This window comes from Saccharothrix hoggarensis, from assembly GCF_042678885.1.
Classification (GTDB): Bacteria; Actinomycetota; Actinomycetes; order Mycobacteriales; family Pseudonocardiaceae; genus Actinosynnema; species Actinosynnema hoggarensis.
The window spans coordinates 10,508-32,898 of record NZ_JBHTLK010000001.1 but is presented as its reverse complement, the minus strand read 5'-3'; the positions used below and the strand labels follow the sequence as shown (position 1 = coordinate 32,898).

The following is a 22,391-nucleotide window of genomic DNA, read 5'->3' as shown; positions in this document are numbered from 1 at the left end:
GATCATTGCGCATCACCGCGTGCTGACATCAATTCGATCAGCCGACACGGACTTCGCGTTCCATCGGACTGTCGGGTTATGGTGTCTCTGCCGGGGATCGTTCCAACGCGACGTCGAACAAGCGGGCCGCACTATTGCGGAGATGATGCGCAGTCGTGTCCGAAAGGGGTGCGGTGAGAGATCCGCGACGGTGGTGGCAGGAGGTTGAGGCGGACGATTGGGCTGCGTTCGCCACGTCCGACGACCTCGTGCGGGAGCGGTACACGGCGCTGCTGGCGGCTTTGGAGGAACTGTCGACGCGTGGACCGATGGCCACACTCCCGGACATCTCCGCCCAGGTCAGGGTGGTCGGCTACCACGACCCCTTATCGGAAGGCGATCTTCGTGAGTCGCTGGACAAGTTGGCGACCTGGGGATTCGCCGAACCGTTTCGGGACTACGCCGCACCGGTCCGCAGCCTCCAAGGCGTGATCGTCAGGCAGGAGGCGTGGGCCCTGACCCGCAAAGGCCGCGGCATCGTCGCGGCGGTGCGCCTGGCAGTGGTCGACGCCCGGCGCGCCCTCCAGCTGCCCAGCAGGCTCTTGGACGGCGTGGAGAGCACGATTCGCGCGCTGCTGGAGCATGCCGCGAACGATCCTGGTCGCCTGCCCATCGACCTCGACGACGTGCGCACGCGGATCGACGAACTCCGACGCGTCACCGCCGACTTCTACGACGCGCTCGCCCGCATCGTCCAGTCCGACGTCACCGACGACAGCGTGTTCGGCGACAACCGCGACCGCGTCATCGAGGCGCTGCGGCAGTTCCCCCGCGAGTACGGGAGGGCGCTGCGGCGGGTGGAGTACGCGTTGGAGGACCTCAAAGCCGCCGGGCACCACGCCGTCGCAGAGGCGGCCGTCGCCCACGCCGGCCTCATCGATGCGGCCGAGCAGCAGAGTTGGGTGGAAGACCGGGTGCGCCGGCTCGCCGACCTGGCGGCGTGGTTCCATCAGGATGGTGGTGTGCGTCGGTTGATCGGTTCGGCTACCGGCGCAGTGCACACGCTGCTCGTAGCCATCGACCGCCGTTACACGGCCCGCCGCCGAGGTTCCGACCTCGGACACGACTTCCGGCTACTGGCCCGCAGCCTCCACCGCCAGTCGACCGATCAGGAGGCCCGGCGAGTTTACGCGGCAGCCTTCGGCGACTGGCCGGCGTGGCACGCGGTACCTCGGCTGGCCGAGGAGGACGTGGCGCACGGCACCCTGGCCGCGGCAGGCCGGACCAGGCACCAGGTCGAGGTGACACTGCGGGAGCACGAGCGTCACGGCCCACCCAGCGGCCGACCGCGCAAGCTTGTGGACACGAGCCGGGAACGCGAGAGGGCTGCGGCCCAGGCTGCGGACGAAGCCTCGCAGCGCCGACACCTTGCCACGTTGCTCGCCACCGACGGGGAGGTGTCGCTGGACCACTTCACCGGGTATGCGTCCGCTGCCGTGGTGGTCTTGCTGCGTGCGGTGGAGGTGGCGCTGGCCCAGCTCGACCCGGGTACCGGTATCGGCCAGGCTTACGCGGACGGGGCGAGCGTGCGGGTGCTCGTCAGGGTCGGTGCACCAGGCCGCACGGTCCGCGTGCGGCTCGCGGACGGTGTCCTGGCCGCACCGGATGTGCGGGTGCGCGTGATTCCTTCGGGTGACATCCGCGTCCGCGAGGACCGGAAGGGTGGTGTCGCGTGAGTGTCGTTCGAGCACTGGCGCCGGAGTTGCGTGAACCCGCCCGCCGGTTGGTCGCGACCGGCCGCATCCGAGCGGAGGCGGATGCCGAGTCGTACCGCGCCGCTGTCCAGGGGCGACGGCAGCTGACCGACTTCTTCCGGTCGGAACTCGGCTGGGAGTTGGAGATCGTCGAGTCGGCGGAGCTGGTGCGGCTGCACAAGCGCCGTGCCGACGTGCCCGCCGACCGCGGTCCCCGGCTGCGCCGCGATGGTCGCGACGCGCATTTGGCGTCGAAGAATGTCTTGGCGCTCGTCGCGCTTGTGTGCGAGCAGCTGTGGCGCAGGCCGCGGATGAGCCTCCGCGAGCTGATGCAGGCCATCGCCCAGGTGTGCGCTGCGGAAGCGCCGACTGGCGGTTTGCCGCAGTTCAGGATCGTGGCCACTGACGGGACCGGCAAATCGGAGGCGCGGACCAGCCGGCTCAACCTGGTCGACGCGCTCAGGCTCCTGGTGGCCGAGGGCTCGATCTCGGTGGATGCGGACCTGGAGCGGATTGCCGGACAGGACGACGGCGATCTGGTGGTCAGTGCGTCGAGGGAGCGGCTGGCGATGAAGTTTTCCTCGCTGTCACCCACCCTCCTCGGTTTGGACGACCTGGAGCCGGAGCGCCACGTCGCAGTGCTGTCCGTCGACGTGCTGGCCGACGACACGACGGCGTACGACGAGCCGACGGTCGAAGACCGGAGGCTGCTCGCGATGCGGCGTCTGGTCGACGACCCTGCTGCGGACCCGCTCGACGACCAGGCGCCGATGCCCTATCTCCACACGCCCGCCGGTCGCGAGCGCGCGCTGGAAGTCGTTGCGGCCCTCGGGTTCGCCGCGACGGCCCGCCGTGACTGGTGGGAGGTCACCGACCCCAGCGGCATCGGCACGCTGGTCGATTTCCCCAACGGGCGCCGCAACGAGCGGCAGGCGGCGCTTGCGCTGCTGGACGCGGTGAACCTACGGCCCGAGCCGCGCGCGGTGCTGGGCATCGCCGAGGTCGTCGAACTGTTCGAGCGGGTGCGGACGACGCTGCCCCGCTGGGCTGCGGCGTACGAGCACAGACTACCGGCCCTGGCCCGCGCCGCTGCAGCCGAACTGGTGGCGGTGGGGCTGCTCGTCCCGTTGCGCCACGACACCTGGCAGCCGACACCGGGCGTCCACTTCTGGCGGGTCAAGGTCCACCAGCCCGCCGCGCAGCCGACTGAGGAGCCGACCGACCGATGAACATCACCAAGCACCCGGTGGACGGTCTGGGCGCTGTGCGGGACCTGCGGCCGGTCGGGGTACCTGCAGTCGAAGGGCGTTGGCAGCCCTCGCGGGCGGGGGTCGTCAACTCCTGGGCGTGGTCCAACGAGGTCCTCGTCTTCGCCGACGGGTGGATGACCCTGACCGGGCCCAACGGGTCCGGCAAGTCGCTTACTGCGTCGATGCTCATCACTCTCCTGCTGGACGGGGACACGTCGCAGACGGCGCTGTCGGTGTCGGGCAAGGCGGCGGGAACGCTGACCAGCAGGCACACCGACCGCAACGAGCGCGAGGACCGCACCGGGGCGTGGTGGCTGGAGTACGGCCGCCACGACCCGCGGACGGGGGAGATCTCGTACCTGACCACAGGGTTGTGGCTGCGTGCGGTCGGCGGGAACCTCCAGCGCGCGTTCTTCATCAGCCCCGGTCGGGTGGGCGAGCACCTCGTGCTCGAACGCGACGGCAGCCCCGTGCGGATCGACGACCTTGCCATCCAGCTCGCGGCTACCGAGGGGGAGATCTTCACGTCGGCGCAGGCGTTGCGCTCGAAGGCACGCGACCACCTCGCTGCTGTGAACGACGAGCCGGGGTACCGGAACGCCGTACGCGTCCGTCTCTTCGCCCCGCTCGACGAGGTGCAGTTCGAGGCGTTGACGGGAGTACTGCGCAGCCTCCGGAGCCTGCGCACGGCGGAGGCCATCCCACCCGCGCAAATGCGCGCGGTGCTGACCGAGGCGCTGCCCGCGCTGGACCCCGACCGGCTGACGGTCATCGGCGAGGCGATGGAACGCATCTCCGAGCTGGAGAACCAGCTGGCCGATATGCGTGACGAGGCCAAGCAGTTGGCCGCCACCGACAAGCGCTACCAGCGCTACGTCGAGGCACTCGTCAACGTGGAGGCGGCGCAACTCACCGCTGCCAACACCGAGTTCGACGCCCAGACTCGCCGCACTCGCGAGGCCACCGCGACGCTGGAGACCGCGCAACGGGAGCAGCGGGAGGCGGCCGGGCAGCTCAAGGTCTTGAACACCCGCATCTTCGCCCTCGAAGGCCGTCGCGATGCGGCTGACACCGCCCTACGCGACCACGCCGGGGCCGAACTCCCGCACATGGAACTCCGTGCCGTAGAGCTGGCGCGGGCCGCCGACCACGCCGGGCAACGCGCGGAAGTCGCCGCTGAGGACGCCACGACCGCGGCGGAGCAGGCCGACGAAGCGGCGACGACGGCGCAGGAGGCGGGGGACCACCTGGCCACTCTGTCCGATGAGCTGCGCGCAGCGTCCCGCGTCGTGGGTGCCGACGCCGCTCTCGAACGGTTGGTCGCGACAACTGCTCTGCTGAGCACGGGTCAAGCAGACGAGACCTCGGCGGCGGACGTTGCGCAGACGTGTGCCACCCCGGTGGCCTGGGTGGAAGCGCGCGTCGCCCAGCTCCAGCGCGTTGACGAAGTGCTCAGAGCGCACGCGTCGGCGCAGCACGGCGAGCGGGCGGCGGCGGAGGAACTGCGCCGGGCCGAGCGCCTGGCCGATGAGGCGCGCGGCCAAGCCGACAAGTCCATTCACCTGCGCCGAGCCGCCGAGACTGCCCTGGTGGCGTCGATCGTCAGGTGGGAGGCGGGCGTCCGCCACCTCGGCCGGGCGCCCCGTGAGTTGATCGAACCCCGCGACGGCGCGGACAGCCGCCTGGCCCTCGATCGCCTCGCCGCCTGGCTCACGTCGGTAGCGGACGACGCCCGCGACCGGATCGACCTGGTGGGCCGACGCCAGGCTGCGGCGACGGCTGGGGCGTTGGTCGCCGAAGCCGTCCGCGCGTCGGTCCAGGCACGTGCCGATTACGACAGCGCCATTGGCCTGTCAGAGGTCGCGGCGTCCGCTCTGCGCGAGGAGCGGGAGCGGGTGATGGTCGAGGAGTCGAGCGCCGAGCGGAAACGTGCTGCGGCCGACCAGACGCACCGGCGTGACGTCGATGTGGCTCGGCATGACGTCGCCGCGGCAGAGGAGACCGCTGTGGCGGCCGACGCGGAAGCCCACCGTGCTGCAACGCTGTGGATCGAGCAGGCATACCGGTGGCGCGGGGCGGCACGCTTCTTGAACGCGGTTGAACTGCCTGAAGCGAACGAGCACGATGTCGACCCCGCCGTCGTCCGCTTGGCGGTGGAGCAGGCACACGCTCAGGCCGGCATCGCGCTCGGACTATCCGTGGCCGATGCTCGACGCGACGTCGACCGGGCAGAGTTTGCGGTCGTTGACGTTGCGGCGGAACTGGCCGAGGCTCGCCGCGCAGCACCGGTGCCGGAGACGCCGCCGTGGCGTGATCGCCGGCCGGAGGACGGCGTCCCGCTATGGGCGCTCGTGGACTTCGCGGGCCACCTGTCGGACGAGGAGGCGGACCGACTGGAGGGCGCACTCCTTGTCACGGGACTGCTCGACGCTCTGGTCACGTCCGACGGCCGGGCAGTCGCCGGTGACCTCGTCATCACCGCCGACCGACCGGTGCCCGGACGTGCGCTCGGCGACCTGCTCGACGTCGAAACTTCCCCCGCGATCCCCGCCGAACGCGTCCGGGCACTGCTCCGAGCCATCCCAGTCAACGACGACGCCGAACATGGCCGGTTGCGCTCGGGCGTCCTCACCGCGGCAGCGCCCGTCGGTTACCGGTCGGAGTTCATCGGCCGAACCACCCGTGAACGAGTCCGCCTGCGGCGGGTCGCAAACCTGGAAGACGCGTTGTCCAGTGCGCGGGACGACGTGGACGCCGCCCGCCGAGGACTCGCGGATCGGGAGGCCGACGTCCTCGCCGCGGTGGAGGAACGTGACGCGTTCCCATCACATGGAGAACTGGTGGCTGCGCGCCGTGAAGCCGCGCGACAGCACGCCGCTGCGGAAACCGTGCGGCGTGAGACAGCGGACCGCATCGCACGGGCCGACCTGACCAGGCAGCGCATTTTTGCCGAGCTGGATGCCGCCGCGGCGGAGCGATCGGCCCGGATCGCCGCCGCACAACAACGGCTCCAGTACACCGAGGAAGTGGCCGCCCGGACCCGGCTCAAGGCCGAGGCCGCGGAGCGGGTGGCCGAGGAACGCCGAGCCGCCGAAGACGAGACCTTGGCGTCCCTCGCCGCCGGCGAGGAAACGCAGCGGGAGGCCGACGCGGAGTACGCGTCCTTTCCCCCGGTGGCCGAGGTCCGGGCGGCCCACGTCATGGAGGAACGCTGTGAGGAGGACCTTCGCCGGTCGGAGGCCGCCGTCATCGCGGCGGCGGAACGGCATCGGGAGGCGGGCGACGCGGTCCACGACGCGTTGCGCGAGCTCAACCGCCAGGCGACGCTGTCGGACGGCACGCTGCTGCCCACCGAGCGGACGGCTCTGGCTGCCCACGGCACGACCGTCGCCAACCTCGGGCACCGTGTGGACTTGTGGGGGCAGGCTGCGATCAGGGTGGCCGGGCTGTTCCATCAGGCCCGTCGCGCCGGAAACCTCGCTCGGCAGAGGGCGGAAGTCCTGGCTAAGGCCCGAGCCGAAGCCGAGGACGCTCGGCTGACTGCCGTCCGTGAGGCATCCGCCGTGGCCGAGGCGCGAGAGTTGTACGGCGCGGAGTACGAGCAGTTGCGCGCCACGCGGCAGCGGATCACCGACGACCTCCTCAAGGCCAAGGAGGACGCCGCGCTGATGGTCGAATTGGGTCAGGACGCGGGGAACGCGGCCGCTGCGGCCCAAGCCACGCTCGACGGGATCGCTCCGCAGCGAGAGGCCGCCGAGCAGCGCCGCGACACGCGGCTCCGACAGTTCGGCGCGCTCGTGGACGAGGGGTTCGCCTCGGTCCCCGACGACCTGCCCCGTACCCCGGCGGGCAAACCGGCGCACCTCACGGCCGCGCTCCAATGGGCAAGGCGCCTGCTTGCCGACCACTCTGCGACCGGCGACCGGCTCGGCGTGCTCGTGCAGGCACGTGGCCGTGCCCTGGCCCAGCTGGAATCGAGCGTGCGGACGACTAGCACCGCGTTGGCGCGGTTCGACCGGCACGTCGTGCTGGTCACCGTCGACGGCACCGAGTGGCGTCGCGCCGTGGTTGCCGATCCGGGCGCGAGCAGGGGAGAGGACCTGCACGTCGCGGTGGAGAAGCTGGAGGCGACTGCCGCACAGCTGGAGGACGATCTCCGCGATGACGTCAAGCGCACCCTGAAGACCAGCCTGTTCACGGAGCTGCGGCGCGACATCCTGATCCGCCTGGACGCGGCCCGGGAGCTTGTCCGCCAGATCCGCAGGACGCTCGACGGCGTCCGCACCGGGGTGGCTCGGGTCGGAGTGCAGGTGGAGTGGAGCGTCCGGGAAGACGAGGACGCCCGCCGCATGGTCGAGTTGATCTCCCAGCCGCAGTCGGACGAAATCTTCGAGGACATGTACACCGTGCTGAAGCAGCGGATGAGCGAGAAAGCGGGCGACTCCTGGAAAGACAGGGTCGCGCACACCTTCGACTACCGCTCCTGGCACGACTGGAAGATCACGGTCACCCACTCGTCGTTCACCGATCAGAAGCAGGAGAAGTTCCGCGAGGTGACCGCGCGGTCCAATCCGCTGGACTCGCTGTCCACCGGCGAGCGGAGGCTGGCGACCATGTTGCCGCTTCTCGCCGCTGCATGGTCGATGTACTCCGGCGAGCACTACAGCGGCCCCCGATGGGTGTCGATCGACGAGATCGACGCCGCGTTCGACGAGCCCAATCTCCGCCAGGTGCTCGCGCTGCTGCGCTCATGGGAGTTCGACGTGCTGGCGACCGCGCCGTTCATCACGCCGATGCTCAAGAAGGAGAGCGGGCAGGTGGTGGTCCACCAGGTCGTGACCGCGGGCAAGCACCGCGTCACGGTGCCGTGGTTGTGGAAGGGACATGGCGAGGCCGAGCCACTGACCTTGGACCTGGGGGCGTGATGGCGGCGGACCTCGCCGCCTTGGCGGCTGACCGGGATTTGACCCCGCTGTGGGCCGCTGTCCACAAGCGGCTGTGCGCCGGTCGTCAGCCTGCGGCGATCGCGAGCGTTCGGGTGGAGGGACTGTCGAGCGGCGGGCTGGCCACCTTGAGGGCGTGGGTCGACACCACGGCACGCCGCAGGCGCGACCAGTCCGCTGTGGTCGCGAGCGGCCGCGTGACGGTCGTGCCCATACGCGATGTGCTCGCCGCTCTGGGCCTGTCGGCCGACGACCTCCAGCGGCTGGTGGAGATGGCGGTGGGACGTCCCGTGATCGACCTGGCCGCCGCACGGCGGACCGCCTCGGCGCAACGCCGAGGCCTGTGGGCCGATGTCGAGGCGGCACTCCCTTCCCTGCCGGGCTTGGTGGCTAGGATGCGGGCGGCCGGGACGGACGACGAGACGGCGGTGCGACACCTGGTCGGGGCGTTGGCGCGAGTGGTGCCGCTGTTGCCCTGCACGCCGCCGACCAGCCTGGCCAAGCTGTCCCACGACTACGCGGGCGATCCCCACTACTTCGACTTGGACCAACTGCCTGGCGTGCGACTGGTGACGGCGGTGGCGGAGCTGACCGGCGTGTCCGAACCCCGGCGGCCTGACCTCGTGCGCGCGATGCTCGCCGGGGTCGGAATCCTCGCGGACCGGTTGTCGTCGACGGTCCTGATCCACCAGGTGCGCGTGCGCGGAACCGGCCCGATCGACCGGAGACTGCGGGACGCGACGACCCCCGTGGCCCTCACCCTCTTGGACCTGACCGTGCACCCCCCTACGTTCGCGCCACAGGTGCTCACCGTGGTCGAGAACCCGTCCGTGCTGGAAGCGGCGATGACCCACGCCAGCCCGCTCGCGTTCGCCTGCACCAGCGGCCACCTGGGCAGCGTCGACCACGCGCTGCTGCAACTGGCCGTCGATCACGGCGTGAGCCTCCGGTACGCGGGCGACTTGGATGGTCCGGGGCTGCACATCGCGAACGTGGTGGCCGAGACCTACGGCGCCCAACTGGTCGCCATGTCGGCCGACACCGTCGAGCAGGCCGGGCCGGAGCCGTCCGATGTGCCTCTCGGCGAGCCTCCGGCGTGGCTCGATCAGGGGCTGAGCGATGCACTTCGCTCTTCGGGACGTGTCGTATACCAGGAGCACGACACGGTACTGAAGAGCCTGTTCACGCCATGAATTCTTCAGTCTGCTCGGCTGGTCCGAAGTATGCGGGACCGACGAACCTGCTGGTGGTCATGAGAAAAGGCTGATCGGGGAGCTTTGCACCTGTGAGGTTCCAGAAGGCGGCCACACCATCTGACCTGTGCCCCGGGCTGCTGTGGGTTCGTACTCGTTGATCGGGCCGCCCAGGATGGGGCGGACGGACGTCAGAACCGTGCAGACCCGACGCCGGAGCCCGGCTAGGGCGCTGAATTGCACCCGACTACGTAACAGCGGACTCCCCTGGACCGAAACCTCTGTGTGATCGACGATTCCGCTGTCCGCTTGTCTGCTCACGACGCCCCTGGTGGGCCGCCGCTCGACGCGGTGGGTCGGGTGAATCGGCAGGCCGATGGGGTGGTGGCGATGTACCTCAAGGGTGCCGAGGTCGGTCAGCCGATGGCCAGAGAGCTGAAGGAGACGGCCGAGAGCGTTCTCGCTGCGGACTACGACGGGCGCACGGTCGTCGAACTGCTGCAGAACGGGCACGATGCGCACGATCCTGCCCGGTTCGACGGGCGGCTTGAGTTCTTCCTGGACGAGACCGAGGGAGAGCACGGCGTCCTGTACGCGGCCAACGGTGGGAACCCGCTGAACGCGGACAACTTCGACTCGATGTGCCTGATCGCACTGAGCACCAAGCAGCCGAACGAGGGCATCGGTAACAAGGGGGTGGGCTTCAAGAGCGTGCTCCAGCTGGCCGACTGCCCCGAGGTGTTCAGCAGCCTCAGCGAGGGTTCGGGCCGCTTCGACGGGTTCAGGTTCCGCTTCGGCCGCCCCTCCGACTTCGACGAGCTGGCGGCCCGGTCGGGCGAGGACCGCCTGGGGTTGGCCGACGAGTTGCGGAAGAACGTGTCGGCTTTGAAGGTGACCGTGCCACTTGCGGACACCCCCGAGGTGGTCGACGACTTCGCCCGGCGCGGGTTCTCGACGGTGATCCGCCTGCCTCTGCGCTCGTCCGCGGCGCGGGAACACGCCAAGGAGCAGCTGGCACAGCTCGCCGACGACGAAGTGCCATTCCACCTGTTCCTGTTCCGCGTGGCCGAGATCGCCCTGCGGGTTCGGAACGCGGGCGGTGAGCGCACGCAGCGACTGACCCGCACCACTCGTCCGAGGCCCGGCACGGGCACGTTGTCGATCAAGCACGTAGACCTCGCCGGGCGGGGCGAGTACCTGCTCTTCCAGCGGACCGTGGGCGAGGCGGCCATGCGGGCCGCGATCCTGGCCAGCCGCGCGGACAACACCGTCGGGTCCAGCTGGGCGAAGTGGGAGGGCGAGGGCACGGTCAGCGTGGCCGTGCCGCTGGGCGCGCCTCTTGAGCACGGGCGTGTCAACGCGTTCCTGCCGCTGGGGGCGAACACCCGCTACCCGCTCGCCGCGCTGGTCAACGGGCCGTTCTTCGCCCGCCTCGACCGGCGCGACCTGCAGGAGTCCGTCCACCTCAACGACGTGCTCTTCAACGAGGTCGCCGAGCTGTGTGCCGACGCGCTCATCGCCGCCTACCGAGGTGAACTGACCCTGCCGGTCGGGGTGCGACTCGACCTCGTGTGCTGGTCGGAGGGCTGGCTGGACCGCTTGGTCGTCGCCTTGGAATCACGCGGCCACGCTTTGCGGGATCTTCCGGTGCTGCCCGCGCTGGGCCATGACGAAGGGGTACCCCTTACTGAGGCGCTGCTGTGGTCGAGCAGTGGCGCGGTGTTCACGCCCGAGGCCGTCACGGCCGCCGGTGAGTCGTCGTTAATGCGCCACGACCTTCACGAGCACCACATTCGGCGGGTCCGCGCGCTGTCCAAGGCGTGCGGGCTGCCCGTGGACGTGGAGCCGGAGCACGTCGCGGAGTTCGCCGAAACCCTCGCCGCCGACCTGCTCGCGCGCGGGGCCGCGCCGAACGTGTGGGCCGACTTCTACGACGAGCTCAGTGACGCGCTGCCCGAGGTGAAGGCCGTCGTGGGCCGACGGGTGATCGTGACGGAGGACGGCGTGCTCCACGCCGCCGACGAGGACCACGACCCGATGATCTACTTCGGCCGAGTGCGTGGTGAGGGCGGTGAACTGCCCGAGCTGCCCGAGGCTGTGCGCGCTCGCCTGGCCTTCATGCCGGGTGACATCAGCTGGGTCGACGGCAACCGCAAGCAGCGCCGGGGTCGCCGCTGGCTGGAGGGCGTGGTTCGGGAGTACCGCACCGACGCAGTCCTCGAACTGCTGGGCAAGGTTATGCGGGACGCGGAGGACGACGAGATCAGGTCCGCGTGCCTGCGGTTCGCCTTCGCGCTGTGGCTCGGCACGCCCGCGGAACGGCGGCACAACGCGCTGGGCCAGGCCGATCTGCTCGTGCCCACCCGTGCGGGGTGGCGCGTGCCGGGGCAAGCGTACTTCGGGACGGGGTGGCGCGGCCCGAAGCACGAGGTCGATCGGCTGCTCGCCGAGTTGGTCGACGCCGCCGCAGCCGTCTCGGACCAGCTCGAGCAGATCGGCGAGCGGGTCCTGGACAAGGACTTCCTGCGGTCGGACGCAGTCGACGACGAGCGGACCTTCTTCGAAACCCTGGGCGTCAACCACGGCTTGGTCCCGTGGTGGACATCCACCAGGAACTTCCACGTGTCCGGCAAGCAGCTGAAGAACCCGCACTCGGTGCCGAACTTCCCCGCCGACTTCAGTGCGAAGACCCAGGACGCGTGGCGTGAGCTGGCCGCCCGGCGCGCGACCAAGCCGAGCTTCGACAGCACCAAGTACCAGATTTCGGGCCTGATCGCCTTCCTGCCGGGACAGGAGGACTGGGCCGAGTTCTCCCACGACACCCGCAGGCTCTACGCGCAGCTGGTGTTGCGCGGGCTCGACGTGTGGCCGGACTCCGCTCTCAAAGCCACCTTCCAGGCGAGTACTGACTCGGTGAAGCCGACCTGGCCATCGTTCGCCGCCGCCTTCCTGCATGAGGCCGACTGGGTTCTGCAGACCACGCCGGGTGAGCGGTCGAGGCAGTTCTTCGCACCGCTGCGCGCTGCTTGGTGGGTAGGCGACACCGATACTCCCGACTACCTGAGCGCGGCCCCGGCCGCGTGGCGCTCGCTGTTGACCGACCGGGTTCGCGAACGACTCACGTGGTTGGGCGCTCGGTTCTGGGACGTCTCCACGACCGCGGCGGATCGGCTAGCGGAGATCAACGAGGTGGTCGGGCGGCAGGGTCCTCGGGCGGCGATCGTGCGCACCGCCTACGAGCAAGCCTGGCGGGACCTGTTCGCGAACGGCGGGCCGGATGTGCAGGTGCCCCACGCGATCGTGGTGACCTCGAGGGGTGCGCTCAGCGTGGTCGACCTCGACCTGGACGGGCCCGCCGTCTACACCGACGACCGACCGGGAGCGACGGAGACCGCGCTGCTGGCGCAAACCCCGGTCCCCGTGCTCGCGGTCCGCGTGAACACGCTGGCCGCCCAGGTGCGGCGGGCACTCGTGGCTGACGGCGTCACCCGGATCAAAAGTTGTTCGGACGCGGCGGTCCGAGTGCTGGTCGACGGGGTGGACCCGCTTGACCAGCCAGGCCGCCCACTGGCCGACCTGGGCGGCGACTGGCTCCCCCTTCTCGTCGACGCGATCGCCGAGCAGCGACGCCACGTCCTGCCGGTGAGCCGCGTGCCCGCGACGAGCACGGCCGACCCGTTGCGGGGAGACATCGAGGTGGTCCTCGCCGACTCGATCATCGCCGTGATCGATGGGCACCAGGTGGATCACGAGTTCGCGCCCGATTCCATCCGGGTGTCCTCGCCGGACCGCGGTCAGGTGATCGTGACGCTGCGCGGCTCGGGCGACCGGTGGTCGGTGCTGCAGTCCGCCGCCGCGGCACTGGCCGATTTCAGGGGCGGACTCGCGATCGCCGCCAGCCTCCGGCTCGCCCTGATCGACCTGGCCGCCCGGTGCGGCGACGGGACCCCCGAGCCCGCGGATGTCGCCGCCGTGCTGAAGATGCCGTTGGACGAGCTGCACGCGCTCGTCGGCGACAGTGCCGGCAACCGGTTCGCGCTGACGCCCGTCCTGGAGCTGATCGCCTGCCTGGACGTCGCCGCCGCCGAGGAGTTGCAGGGTGTCCGGGACCGGATCGCCGATCAGGACGAGGTCCGGACGTGGCTGATCGCGCACGGCTTCGACGCCGACCGGATCCTCACCCTCGCCCGCCGGAACGACCTGCTGGACGCGACCCGGCAACTCGACATCGCCCTGGCCCGGGCGAACGCTGGCTTGCGCGCGCTCGGCCTCAACCTGCTCCACAACGGCGACGGCCACCAGCACCAGTTCGACGCCTACCTGCAGCGGCACAGGTCCGAGATCAGGGACCGGCTGCGCGACCGGTTCGCTCGAGTGTTCCGGGAAGGCGGGGCGCTGGATGAGTACGTCCGCCTGCGCGAGCTGCCCGGACTGGAACCAGACCGGGCTTGGCTCGACACCCACTGGAACCTGAGCGCGGACCTCCTCCGCGACCGCGTCGACTCTTGGCTCGGTGAGATCGGTTCGCCACTCGAACCTGGTCGGTCCCTGCCTCCGGTCGACGAGCTGCGCGAACGCGGACGACGGGAGGTGGCGAAGCGGCTGGACCGGGCGCGGATCGTCGTCGACGCATGGCTGCACCGCAACGCGGGCGGGTCGGGCAAACGCCCCGGAGACGCGGTCGACAACATCGAAGCGATGGTCCAGGCCGGGCTCCTGGACTTCCGGCGCCCCCTGACCGACGACGTCATCGAGTGGCTGCGGAAGAACGAGCAGTGGCCCGAGGGGATGCCCGCGACCACCGAACTCCGCCCGCTGCACCTGGAGGACGCGGACCTGGACGCGGCCCGCGACCGGCTCGACAGCGAACAACACGCGGCGAAGAGCCAAGGCGACCTGGTCCAGTACGGCGGGAGGAGCTACTCCGCCGATCAGGAAAGCCGAGCCGAACTCGTCGAGGCGCTCCGGGCAAGCATCCCTCCGGAGGTCCTGGGCACCGATCCCGCTCCGCAGGAGTCCGGCCTGCTCCCATCGGCGACAGCGACCGGCAAGACGAGCAGCGGTGGTGCGCCAGGGTGGCGCGCGCCCTCGGTCTCGACCAGCAAGACGAAGCTCATCGGACTCGCGGGCGAAATCGTCGTCGGCGAGTGGCTACGCCGCAAGTACGAGCTCCCGCCTGAGGACACTTGGTGCTCCGGCTACCGCTCCGACCACCTCGCCGACGGCAAAGGTGACGACAGGCTCGGGTACGACTTCCTCGTCAAAACCAACGACAAGACCATCCTCTACGAGGTGAAGTCCACCGTTGACGACCTACCGCAGTTCGCGCTCGGAGAGTCGGAGGTCCGGCGGGCCAACGACCTGGCCGAGAACGAGGAGTACCGAATCGTCTTCGTCACCCACGTCCTCGACCAGGCCAAGATACGCCTGCGTGTGCTCCCGAACCCGTTCTCTCCCGGCGGTATGGCCACCTATCACGTTGTCGGCCGTTCCTTCCGGCTCGGCTTCGCTCCCGGCACCCCGTGAGTGGAGTCGCAAGGTGCTGGGCTACCTGCAGGTATCGGGGGTTGAGACCGCGCGGTGCGGTGCGGAACCGATCACGAGATAGACCCGGCCCGGATCTTCCATGGGCATCGATCTGGATCGACTCATGATAGTGAGTGTCATTCATGTTTGGCGTGTGGTCTTCGCGGTTTTGCAGGTGAAACGTTTCGGTGCGCATGGCCGATTGGCGGGTATACGATAGGCACTGATCCGCGAAGTCGGAGGAGGTATGGATGTCCGACTTCGACATCCCACAGGCGGCACCTGTTCTGGTGTTCGTCCATGGTATCGGCGGTCCGCGCGATGCAGCCCTCATGCGCGGCGAGTGGTTGGCAGGGTTGGTTGAGGGTGCCCGGCGAGCCGGGCACGGGAAGTCGGCCGCTGCCTTGTCGACGTCCACCGACGTCAGGTTCGTCGACTACAGCGACCTGATGATAACGGCAGGAGCCCAGGGGACGTCGGACGTCGTCTCGGAGGGTGAAGCGCGTTTCCTCCTGGAGTTCGTCACGACCCTGGTGGACGAGTTGAGCGCGGAAGTCGAAGACCCGCGAGCCGTGCGCGTGCTTGTAGAGGCAAAGTCGCAGTTGGCCGCCGAGGGAGCGCAGGGCGTTGGGGAAGTCGTGCGGGTCTTGAGCGCGGCCTTGACCTCCGTGCTGCGGATCCCAGGGCTGCGCAGAGCCGGTCAGTGGGTGACCGAGCGCCGGCTTCTCGGTGCTCTGGCCCAGGTGGGCCGCTACCTCGGGCGCGGCGAAGTCCTGGACGGGGCTTCACTCGACGAGCGGGTCAGGCAACGCGTCCTGGCCGCGCTGCCCGAGAATCGGCCGGTCATCTTGGTCGCGCACTCGCTCGGGTCGGTGGTGACGTTCGAGGCGCTCCATGAGTATGCACGTCCGGTGCGACTGTTGGTCACACTCGGATCACCACTGGCGACTGCGGCCGTCGTCCTACACCGGGTCAGGCCCGTTCCACCGACTACCCCGCCGACCGTCGAGCGGTGGCTGAACTTCTGGGACCGTGACGACATCGTCGTGGCCCGCCCCAGGCTGGAACGGCTCATCGTCGCCAACGTCCGCGGAACGCTCCCGGAGTCCAACCGGGTGGACTCCGACGGTCTGTGGGTCCACAGCGCGATCAAGTATCTCGTCCAACCCGCAGTGGCGGGCCCCGTTACTGAGGCCGTGTGCGAATGATCGGTTCGGTTCCCAGGCGTTTTGTGGTGATCGCGACGCAATGCCCATCGGCGGAGGTCCGTCTGCCTGATCTGGAACGGGCGGCCGAGGAACTACGCGGCGTGCTGGAGGCGCCGGATCTGGGTGCTGCGACAGGCGATGCGCTTATCGGCGAGGCGACGCAACCGAAAGTCGAGGCAGCCGTTCGCCACGCCATTGCGGAGGCCGGTGCGGAAGGTGCCGTGCTGGTCGTGGCTCTGCTAGGCCACGGGTTCTCACCGAATGGCTCCACCCTGTACTACATGGCCCACGACACCAGAGACGGCGAGCCCGCGTCAGGCGTCGACGTCGGCAAACTGCTGTCCGAAGCGGCGCAACAACCCGGTATCGAAGGTGTGATCGCCCTGGTGGACACCTGCTATTCGGCAAGCGGTGTCCCGGACGTACGACAAGTCGTCAGCGGTGTGTCCAACGGACAGAGCGGGCTGGCGGTGATGATGTCGTCGGCATCGAACCAGCGCTCATACCACATGAACTTCACCTTCGCGCTGACCGATTTGGCGCGCGACGGCATGCCAGGAGAGAGGGAACAGCTCTACGTCACCGGGCGCCTGATGGCCGCTTTGCGCACGAAGGTCTCCACACAGACACCGGCCTCTCTCGTCTTCGACGGAGGCACCGAATCGGGGGCGCTCTGGCTTGTCCGCAACCGGCGTGATCTCTCGACAACGACCATCGGCTCCGTGGGCGCTCTGGGCAGGAAGGAACTCGCTGCGGCGATCGCCCGGTGGAACGCGGGGTATGCCCTGCCTGCGACATGGACAATGCGGTCACTCGACGAACTCCGGGACGCGGCGCGGTCGGGTGATCTGGAAGGCATGTATGTCCTTCATGTCGTTCAGGGCCTGACCTTCGCCATCCGCGCCGCCGAGTTCCTGCGCGAGAACTCTGTCGGCGCCCTCACCACGCCGAAGCTGAGGAACGCGGGTCGGCGGGCGGGGGTGTTCAGCGAAGTCAGGTCGTCCGGTACGGCTCTTGTGGTCGGCCTGTTGGAAGAGGCGGCTCTGCGGGTCGGCACGGTGGAGGGCAACCCATGGAAGCCGTTGGCCAGGCTCATGGCGGCCCTGGCGATCGAGATAGGAATCCCTGCCGACGACCGTCGGCTGCGCGAGTGGTCACGTGCGTGTGGGTTGGACACAGAGCTGAATGACGCATTCGCCGCGTTGGCTGAGACGCCGGAGCACGGTGATCTGCGCTTGGTCCTGGCCCCGTCCGACGAGGCGACGGGGTGGCCGAATCACCTACGGGCGTGGCTGCTCCGCGCAGGTGCGGTCTCCACCCCGCAGAAAACCTTTCACTGTCCGTACCCTACCCGCCACGGTACGGAGAAGGCGCTGGCCAGTGCACGGGAGTGGGCGCTCGACCAGTTAGGCCCTGACGAGACCCTGCGCTACATCGACATCGCGGTGCCAGCCGACGTGCTGGCCGACGTCGACTGGCATCCCGAGAAAATAGACACGGATTTGTACTACCTTGGCACCGAACACGATGTGCTCGCCCAATGGAGTGGTCGACTACGCCCGAGCCGAGTGCACCAACGGATGAACAAAAGGGCACGCGAGGCGATGCGCCGGATCGACGAGGATGACGACGTGCCGCTCGACTGGGTGACCCGAGCAGATCTGCACGACGTGACCGCGTTCGGCGGCAAGCTGAAGTCCGGTGCCTTCCGCCGCGCGATCGGGATAGACCACCGCCCGCCGAACCTCGCCGATGTCTTGGAAATGCTGCTCCCGTACTCGCCGGTCCTGCTGTGGCCGTCGCGTGACGGCGAGTCCGACGACACGTGGCCCAACGTGGTCCGACAGCGATGGGACACCTTGCCCGGCGGTTTCACGGCGGCCTTCCGTGAACAGCTCGACAGGCCTTCGCGGGGCTTGGCCAACGTGCGTACCGCGTGGCATGACATCCGTTGGCTGGATTTCTGCCGCTGGTTCGAACTACGCACCGTCCGATCCGAGAACGTTCGTGAACACGCATCTGCCAACGGTGAGAGCGAGTCGTGATGACCTGGTCGCCCTACTACCGCGGAGACGGTGTCCGGCGCGACGTCGAACTCCCCGAAGCGCCGCCATGGCGGAAATTTCCCCGCCATTCGCAGCACGAACAATTCCAACCGCCGCCAGGACTGGTGGAGGCAGTGAACGCCGCTGTGCGACTGCGCCGTCCGCTGCTCCTGCGCGGTCCCGCAGGGTTTGGAAAGTCGACCGTTGTCGAACAGGTCGCCCACGAACTCGACCTGGGGCCAGTGTTGCGTTGGCATATCACCTCGCGCAGCACGCTGAGGGATGCGCTCTACCGATATGATGCCCTCGGCCGCATCCACGCCCAGAACTTGCGGCTGGCCCGGTCCGACAGCGGTGGCGACACTACCGAGGACCGTGACGACATCGCGGACTACCTCCAGTTTGGGCCACTCGGCACCGCCCTCGTCCCGACACCCTCGGGGAAACCACGCGCGCTCCTCGTGGACGAGATCGACAAGAGCGATCTGGACCTGCCCAGTGACCTGCTAGACGTGCTCGAGCGAGGCCAGTTCGAAATCCCCGAACTGGCCAGACACGCGAAGCGTGAGATCGCTGTGCGCCTATGGGACAGCGACGACCGGACGCACGTTGTTAACGGCCGGATCTCATGTCATGAGTTCCCGTTCATCGTGTTGACCAGCAACGGAGAACGGGACTTCCCCGAGGCGTTTCTTCGCCGCTGTATCCGGTTCACCATGCCCGCACCGACACCGGAGATGCTCCATCGGATCATCGACGCACACCTCGGCTCGGGCGCGAACCATGACGGCAGCGCTCTGGTCATTGAATTCATCGAGCGGCTCCACCGCGGAGAAAGGCTGGCGATCGATCAACTCCTCAACGCTGTGTACCTCCTCGCCGAACAGGATGTACCCGACTCGGGTCACCTACGAGACCTGCTTTTGCGTGAGCTGACGAATGGCTGATCCACTGCGCCGCGTCTTGACCGCGATCGGGAAAGTTTACCCCGACGTGGATGTACTGGCGGTCGCCGACGCCCTCTGGCTCGGATCCACCGCAGGAAACGCGGCGGGATCCCACGGTGCACCCGTCGGCGTCAGCAACACCTCGCCGACGAAGCAGGAAGAGCCCTCTGGGATACCCGCTCGCGCGACGCGAACCGGCAGGCTCGACCAGAGAGAAACGGCAACCCCAGAGGTGCACGAACGCCTCGCTACGAGCACCGATGTCCTACCCGGTCGCGAGGTGACCGTGGCCCCTGCACGTCCCCTCGCCAACTCACTGGCATTCGGCCGTGCATTCCACCCCTTTACAAGACCTTGGCTACGGGGTACGAGAAGCGTCCTCGACATCGAAGCAACCGTTGACGCCTACGCGAGCAGTGGCATCCTGACGCCCGTCATGACACCGGAACCCGAGCGCTGGTTCGACGTGGTGGTGATCAGGGATACCACAGCCTCCATGGCGGTGTGGCGGGAGGAAATCATCTCTCTCACCGCCCTTGTGCGCGGAATGGGTGCTTTCCGCAGCACCCATAACTGGAAACTCAACCCGTCCACCTCGACGGTCACCGACGACCGCGGTGTGCAGGTGGAACACCCCTCTGGGAGGGTAGCGGTTCCCGGTGGACGACGACTGGTGTTGCTGATCTCGGACTTCGCTTCTCCAGGATGGCGGTCTGCGCGAGTGTGGGAACTGGTCCATGCACTCGGCTCGACCACTCCGACCTTGCTCGTCAACCCGCTACCGCCGCATCTCTGGGCGCATTCCGGACTGGACCATCCGTCAGTAAGAGTTCTTGCGGACACTCCAGGCGTGCGGAACACTGCCCTCAAGTACCACCTCCCGCTGTGGCTAAGGGCGCTCGAACCTGAGACCGACTGGCTGCCCATCCCAGTGGTCGGCTTCACCGCGCCAGGGTTCGCCCGCTGGGCTAAGGCATTGATGCGTGGCGACCCTGAAGGCTGCGGTGCTGTGCTTCTCAACCTCGAGTGGCTTGAACTGGAAGTGGACGAGGACGCCACAGAAACCCCTATCGTCGAACTGGTCGACGCGTTCCTGCATACAGCATCACCGCCAGCCGCTCGACTGGCGGTGTTGTGCTCCCCGCTCGAGCGGTTCAGCCTGCCGCTGCTCAACCTCATCCGCCAAGCCTCCGTCGCCGAGGCCGATCTGACCGACGTGGCCGAATTCCTCGTTAGCGGATTGCTGGAGACCGAGCATCCCGACCCGGACCACCCCGTCATGTCGTTCCGCCCTGAAGCAGCCGCCCGACTGCGTACACACCTGACGTACCACGACGCTTGGCGCACGTTCGACGCTCTCACCCGTCACATCGCCGCCAGCACGCCCACCAACCGCGCTACCGGTTCGTCCTCGTTGTCCGCCTCGGCCGTCGATCCGACGGCCGACACCCTGGTTCCTGCGGAACCCCATCCATTTGCCGCTGCCGCAGCGGGCTTGCGGCACATCCTGACGCGGAACAGTAGAACCTTCGACAACACGCGGGATACCCGTTCTGCCCCCGAGCATCCGGACCGAGCAGCCACGGCCTGGGATCTCTTCATCTCCTACACGCAGGACGATCGGCAGTGGGCCGAGTGGATCGCGTGGGAGTTGGAGGAGGCCGGTCACCGGGTACTGATCCAGGCGTGGGACATCGTGCCGGGCAGCAACTGGGTCGCCACTATGCAGGAGGGCGTACAGCAGGCGGAGTGCACGATCGCGGTGCTGTCGTCGGCCTACACCTTGTCGACGTACGGAGCGGCGGAGTGGGAGGCCGCGTGGCGTGATGCGCCGTTGGGTAAGAACCGCAAGCTGTTGGTGTTGCGGGTGGAGGACTGCGATCGACCGGGCCTGCTGGGGTCGGCGGTATCGGAAGACCTGTTTGACATACCGGCGCGGGAAGCCCGTGCCCGGCTGCTCCGGGTGGTGCAGGGTGCCACAGAGAGGCGGTTGAAGCCCGGCACCGCACCGGGCTTCCCGGACCGAACGCGGGCGGTGGTCCGCCAGCCGCGGTTCCCCGGTGCGTTGCCCGAGGTGTGGAATGTGCCGGCGCGGAACCCGAACTTCACCGGTCGTGGGGGGGCGCTGGCGCGGTTGCGGCAGGCGATGCGATCGCCGGGGGCGCTGACGGTGCACTCGCTGCGGGGCCTGGGCGGGGTCGGCAAGTCGCAGCTCGTGATCGAGTACGTGCACCGGTTCGCCGCCGACTTCGACCTGGTGTGGTGGATCCCCGCCCAACAACCCGCACTGATCCCCGACCACCTGGCCGGACTGGGTGCCGCGCTGGGCCTCGACGCAGACGCCGATCCCGAGACCACGGCGGCCGGAGTCCTGGCCGAATTGCGGGGACGGCGGCGGTGGTTGCTGGTGTTCGACAACGCCGAAGATGCCGCTGATCTCCGGCCGTATATGCCTTCCGGGGACGGGCGGGTGCTGGTAACTACCCGACGCCAGGGGTTCCGCTCGTTGGGCCCGGTGCTGGACGTGGACGTGCTGGATCGAGCCGAGAGCGTGGCGCTGCTGCGGCGTCGCGTGCCCGGGGTCACCGACGACACGGCTGGTGCGCTGGCCGAGTGGCTGGGCGACCTGCCGCTTGCGCTGGAACAGGCGTCGGCTTATCTGGAGGCCACCGATCTGCCGGTCGCCGCATATCTGGACCTGCTGCGCACCCGCACCGCCGAGATGTTCGGCCGGGGCCGGGTCGCCGGTCGCGAGGAGACGCTGGCGACGTTGTGGGATCTGTCGCTGACGGCCCTGGACGGGCAGGATCGGGCGGCGGTGCAACTGCTGGACCTGTTGGCCTGGATGGCGCCCGAACCCGTTCCCCTGGATCTGTTCACCGCCCACCCGCAGGCGTTGCCCGCCCCGTTGGCCGAAGCCGCCGCGGATCCGTACGGTTTTGCCGAGACGGTCGGGACGCTGGTCGGTTGGTTCCTGGCCCGGCGTTCCGATGACGAGGTGACCATCGCCCACCGACTGCTCCAACACTCCCTGCGCGCCCGCACCGCCCCGACAGCATCGACACAAGATTCCATGTCCCCGGCGTCGGTAGTTCAGGAGCTGCTCGCGGCGGATCTGCCGGGCGAGATCGTCACCGCTCCGGAGAACTGGCCGCGGTGGCGGGCGCTCCTACCTCACGTCCTGGCCGTGTACGAGAACACCACGACCATCCCATCCACCACCGGGCACACTGTGTGGCTACTCGACCGCGCGGCCACCTACCTGCAGACTCATGGCGCTCCCAGCCAGGCTCTATCCCTGTTTGAGCGGGCGCTGGCGATTGATGAGGCCGTCTATGGTCCTGACCACCCGGAGGTCGCTACGCGTCTGAACAACCTTGGGCATGTACTGAGTGACCTGGGTAGGCCCGGTGACGCCCAGCCTTTGCTCGAGCGGGCGTTGGCCATCACCGAAGCAGCCTACGGTCCTGACCACCCGGAGGTCGCTACGCGTCTGAACAACCTTGGGCATGTACTGAGTGACCTGGGTAGGCCCGGTGACGCCCA

At 68.7% G+C, this 22,391-nt stretch carries 9 protein-coding genes; all 9 read left to right on the top strand.

Annotated features, from left to right (window positions below):
• Positions 1-155 precede the first annotated feature (155 nt).
• Positions 156-1,715: a DUF2397 family protein gene (locus tag ACFQ3T_RS00085; RefSeq protein ID WP_380718313.1), complete on the top strand. Its 1,560-nt coding sequence runs from the start codon at positions 156-158 to the stop codon at positions 1,713-1,715.
• Positions 1,712-2,962 carry a DUF2398 family protein gene (locus ACFQ3T_RS00080; RefSeq protein WP_380718311.1) on the top strand — a complete coding sequence of 417 codons (1,251 nt, stop codon included), beginning with the start codon at positions 1,712-1,714 and terminating at the stop codon, positions 2,960-2,962. Before ACFQ3T_RS00085 ends, ACFQ3T_RS00080 begins: the two co-directional genes overlap by 4 nt.
• Positions 2,959-7,908 (top strand): SbcC/MukB-like Walker B domain-containing protein, encoded by a 4,950-nt coding sequence (locus ACFQ3T_RS00075; protein WP_380718308.1) that lies wholly within the window; start codon positions 2,959-2,961, stop codon positions 7,906-7,908. The genes ACFQ3T_RS00080 and ACFQ3T_RS00075 overlap by 4 nt, the downstream gene beginning before the upstream one ends.
• Positions 7,908-9,119, top strand: coding sequence for a DUF2399 domain-containing protein (locus tag ACFQ3T_RS00070; protein WP_380718306.1), 1,212 nt, complete (start codon positions 7,908-7,910; stop codon positions 9,117-9,119). Before ACFQ3T_RS00075 ends, ACFQ3T_RS00070 begins: the two co-directional genes overlap by 1 nt.
• A 390-nt stretch (positions 9,120-9,509) precedes the next feature.
• Positions 9,510-14,645 carry a sacsin N-terminal ATP-binding-like domain-containing protein gene (locus tag ACFQ3T_RS00065; RefSeq protein WP_380718304.1) on the top strand — a complete coding sequence of 1,712 codons (5,136 nt, stop codon included), beginning with the start codon at positions 9,510-9,512 and terminating at the stop codon, positions 14,643-14,645.
• Between the two features lie 251 nt (positions 14,646-14,896).
• The gene (locus ACFQ3T_RS00060) at positions 14,897-15,853 is read left to right on the top strand and encodes a hypothetical protein (RefSeq protein ID WP_380718302.1); all 957 of its coding nucleotides are present in this window, start codon (positions 14,897-14,899) and stop codon (positions 15,851-15,853) included.
• The gene (locus tag ACFQ3T_RS00055) at positions 15,850-17,898 is read left to right on the top strand and encodes a vWA-MoxR associated conflict system protein (RefSeq protein ID WP_380718300.1); all 2,049 of its coding nucleotides are present in this window, start codon (positions 15,850-15,852) and stop codon (positions 17,896-17,898) included. The genes ACFQ3T_RS00060 and ACFQ3T_RS00055 overlap by 4 nt, the downstream gene beginning before the upstream one ends.
• Complete coding sequence (locus ACFQ3T_RS00050; RefSeq protein ID WP_380718297.1) at positions 17,898-18,845, top strand: AAA family ATPase; 948 nt, start codon at positions 17,898-17,900, stop codon at positions 18,843-18,845. The genes ACFQ3T_RS00055 and ACFQ3T_RS00050 overlap by 1 nt, the downstream gene beginning before the upstream one ends.
• A partial coding sequence (fxsT, locus tag ACFQ3T_RS00045; RefSeq protein WP_380718295.1) for an FxSxx-COOH system tetratricopeptide repeat protein occupies positions 18,838-22,391 on the top strand: 3,554 nt, incomplete at its 3' end. The genes ACFQ3T_RS00050 and fxsT, both read left to right, overlap by 8 nt.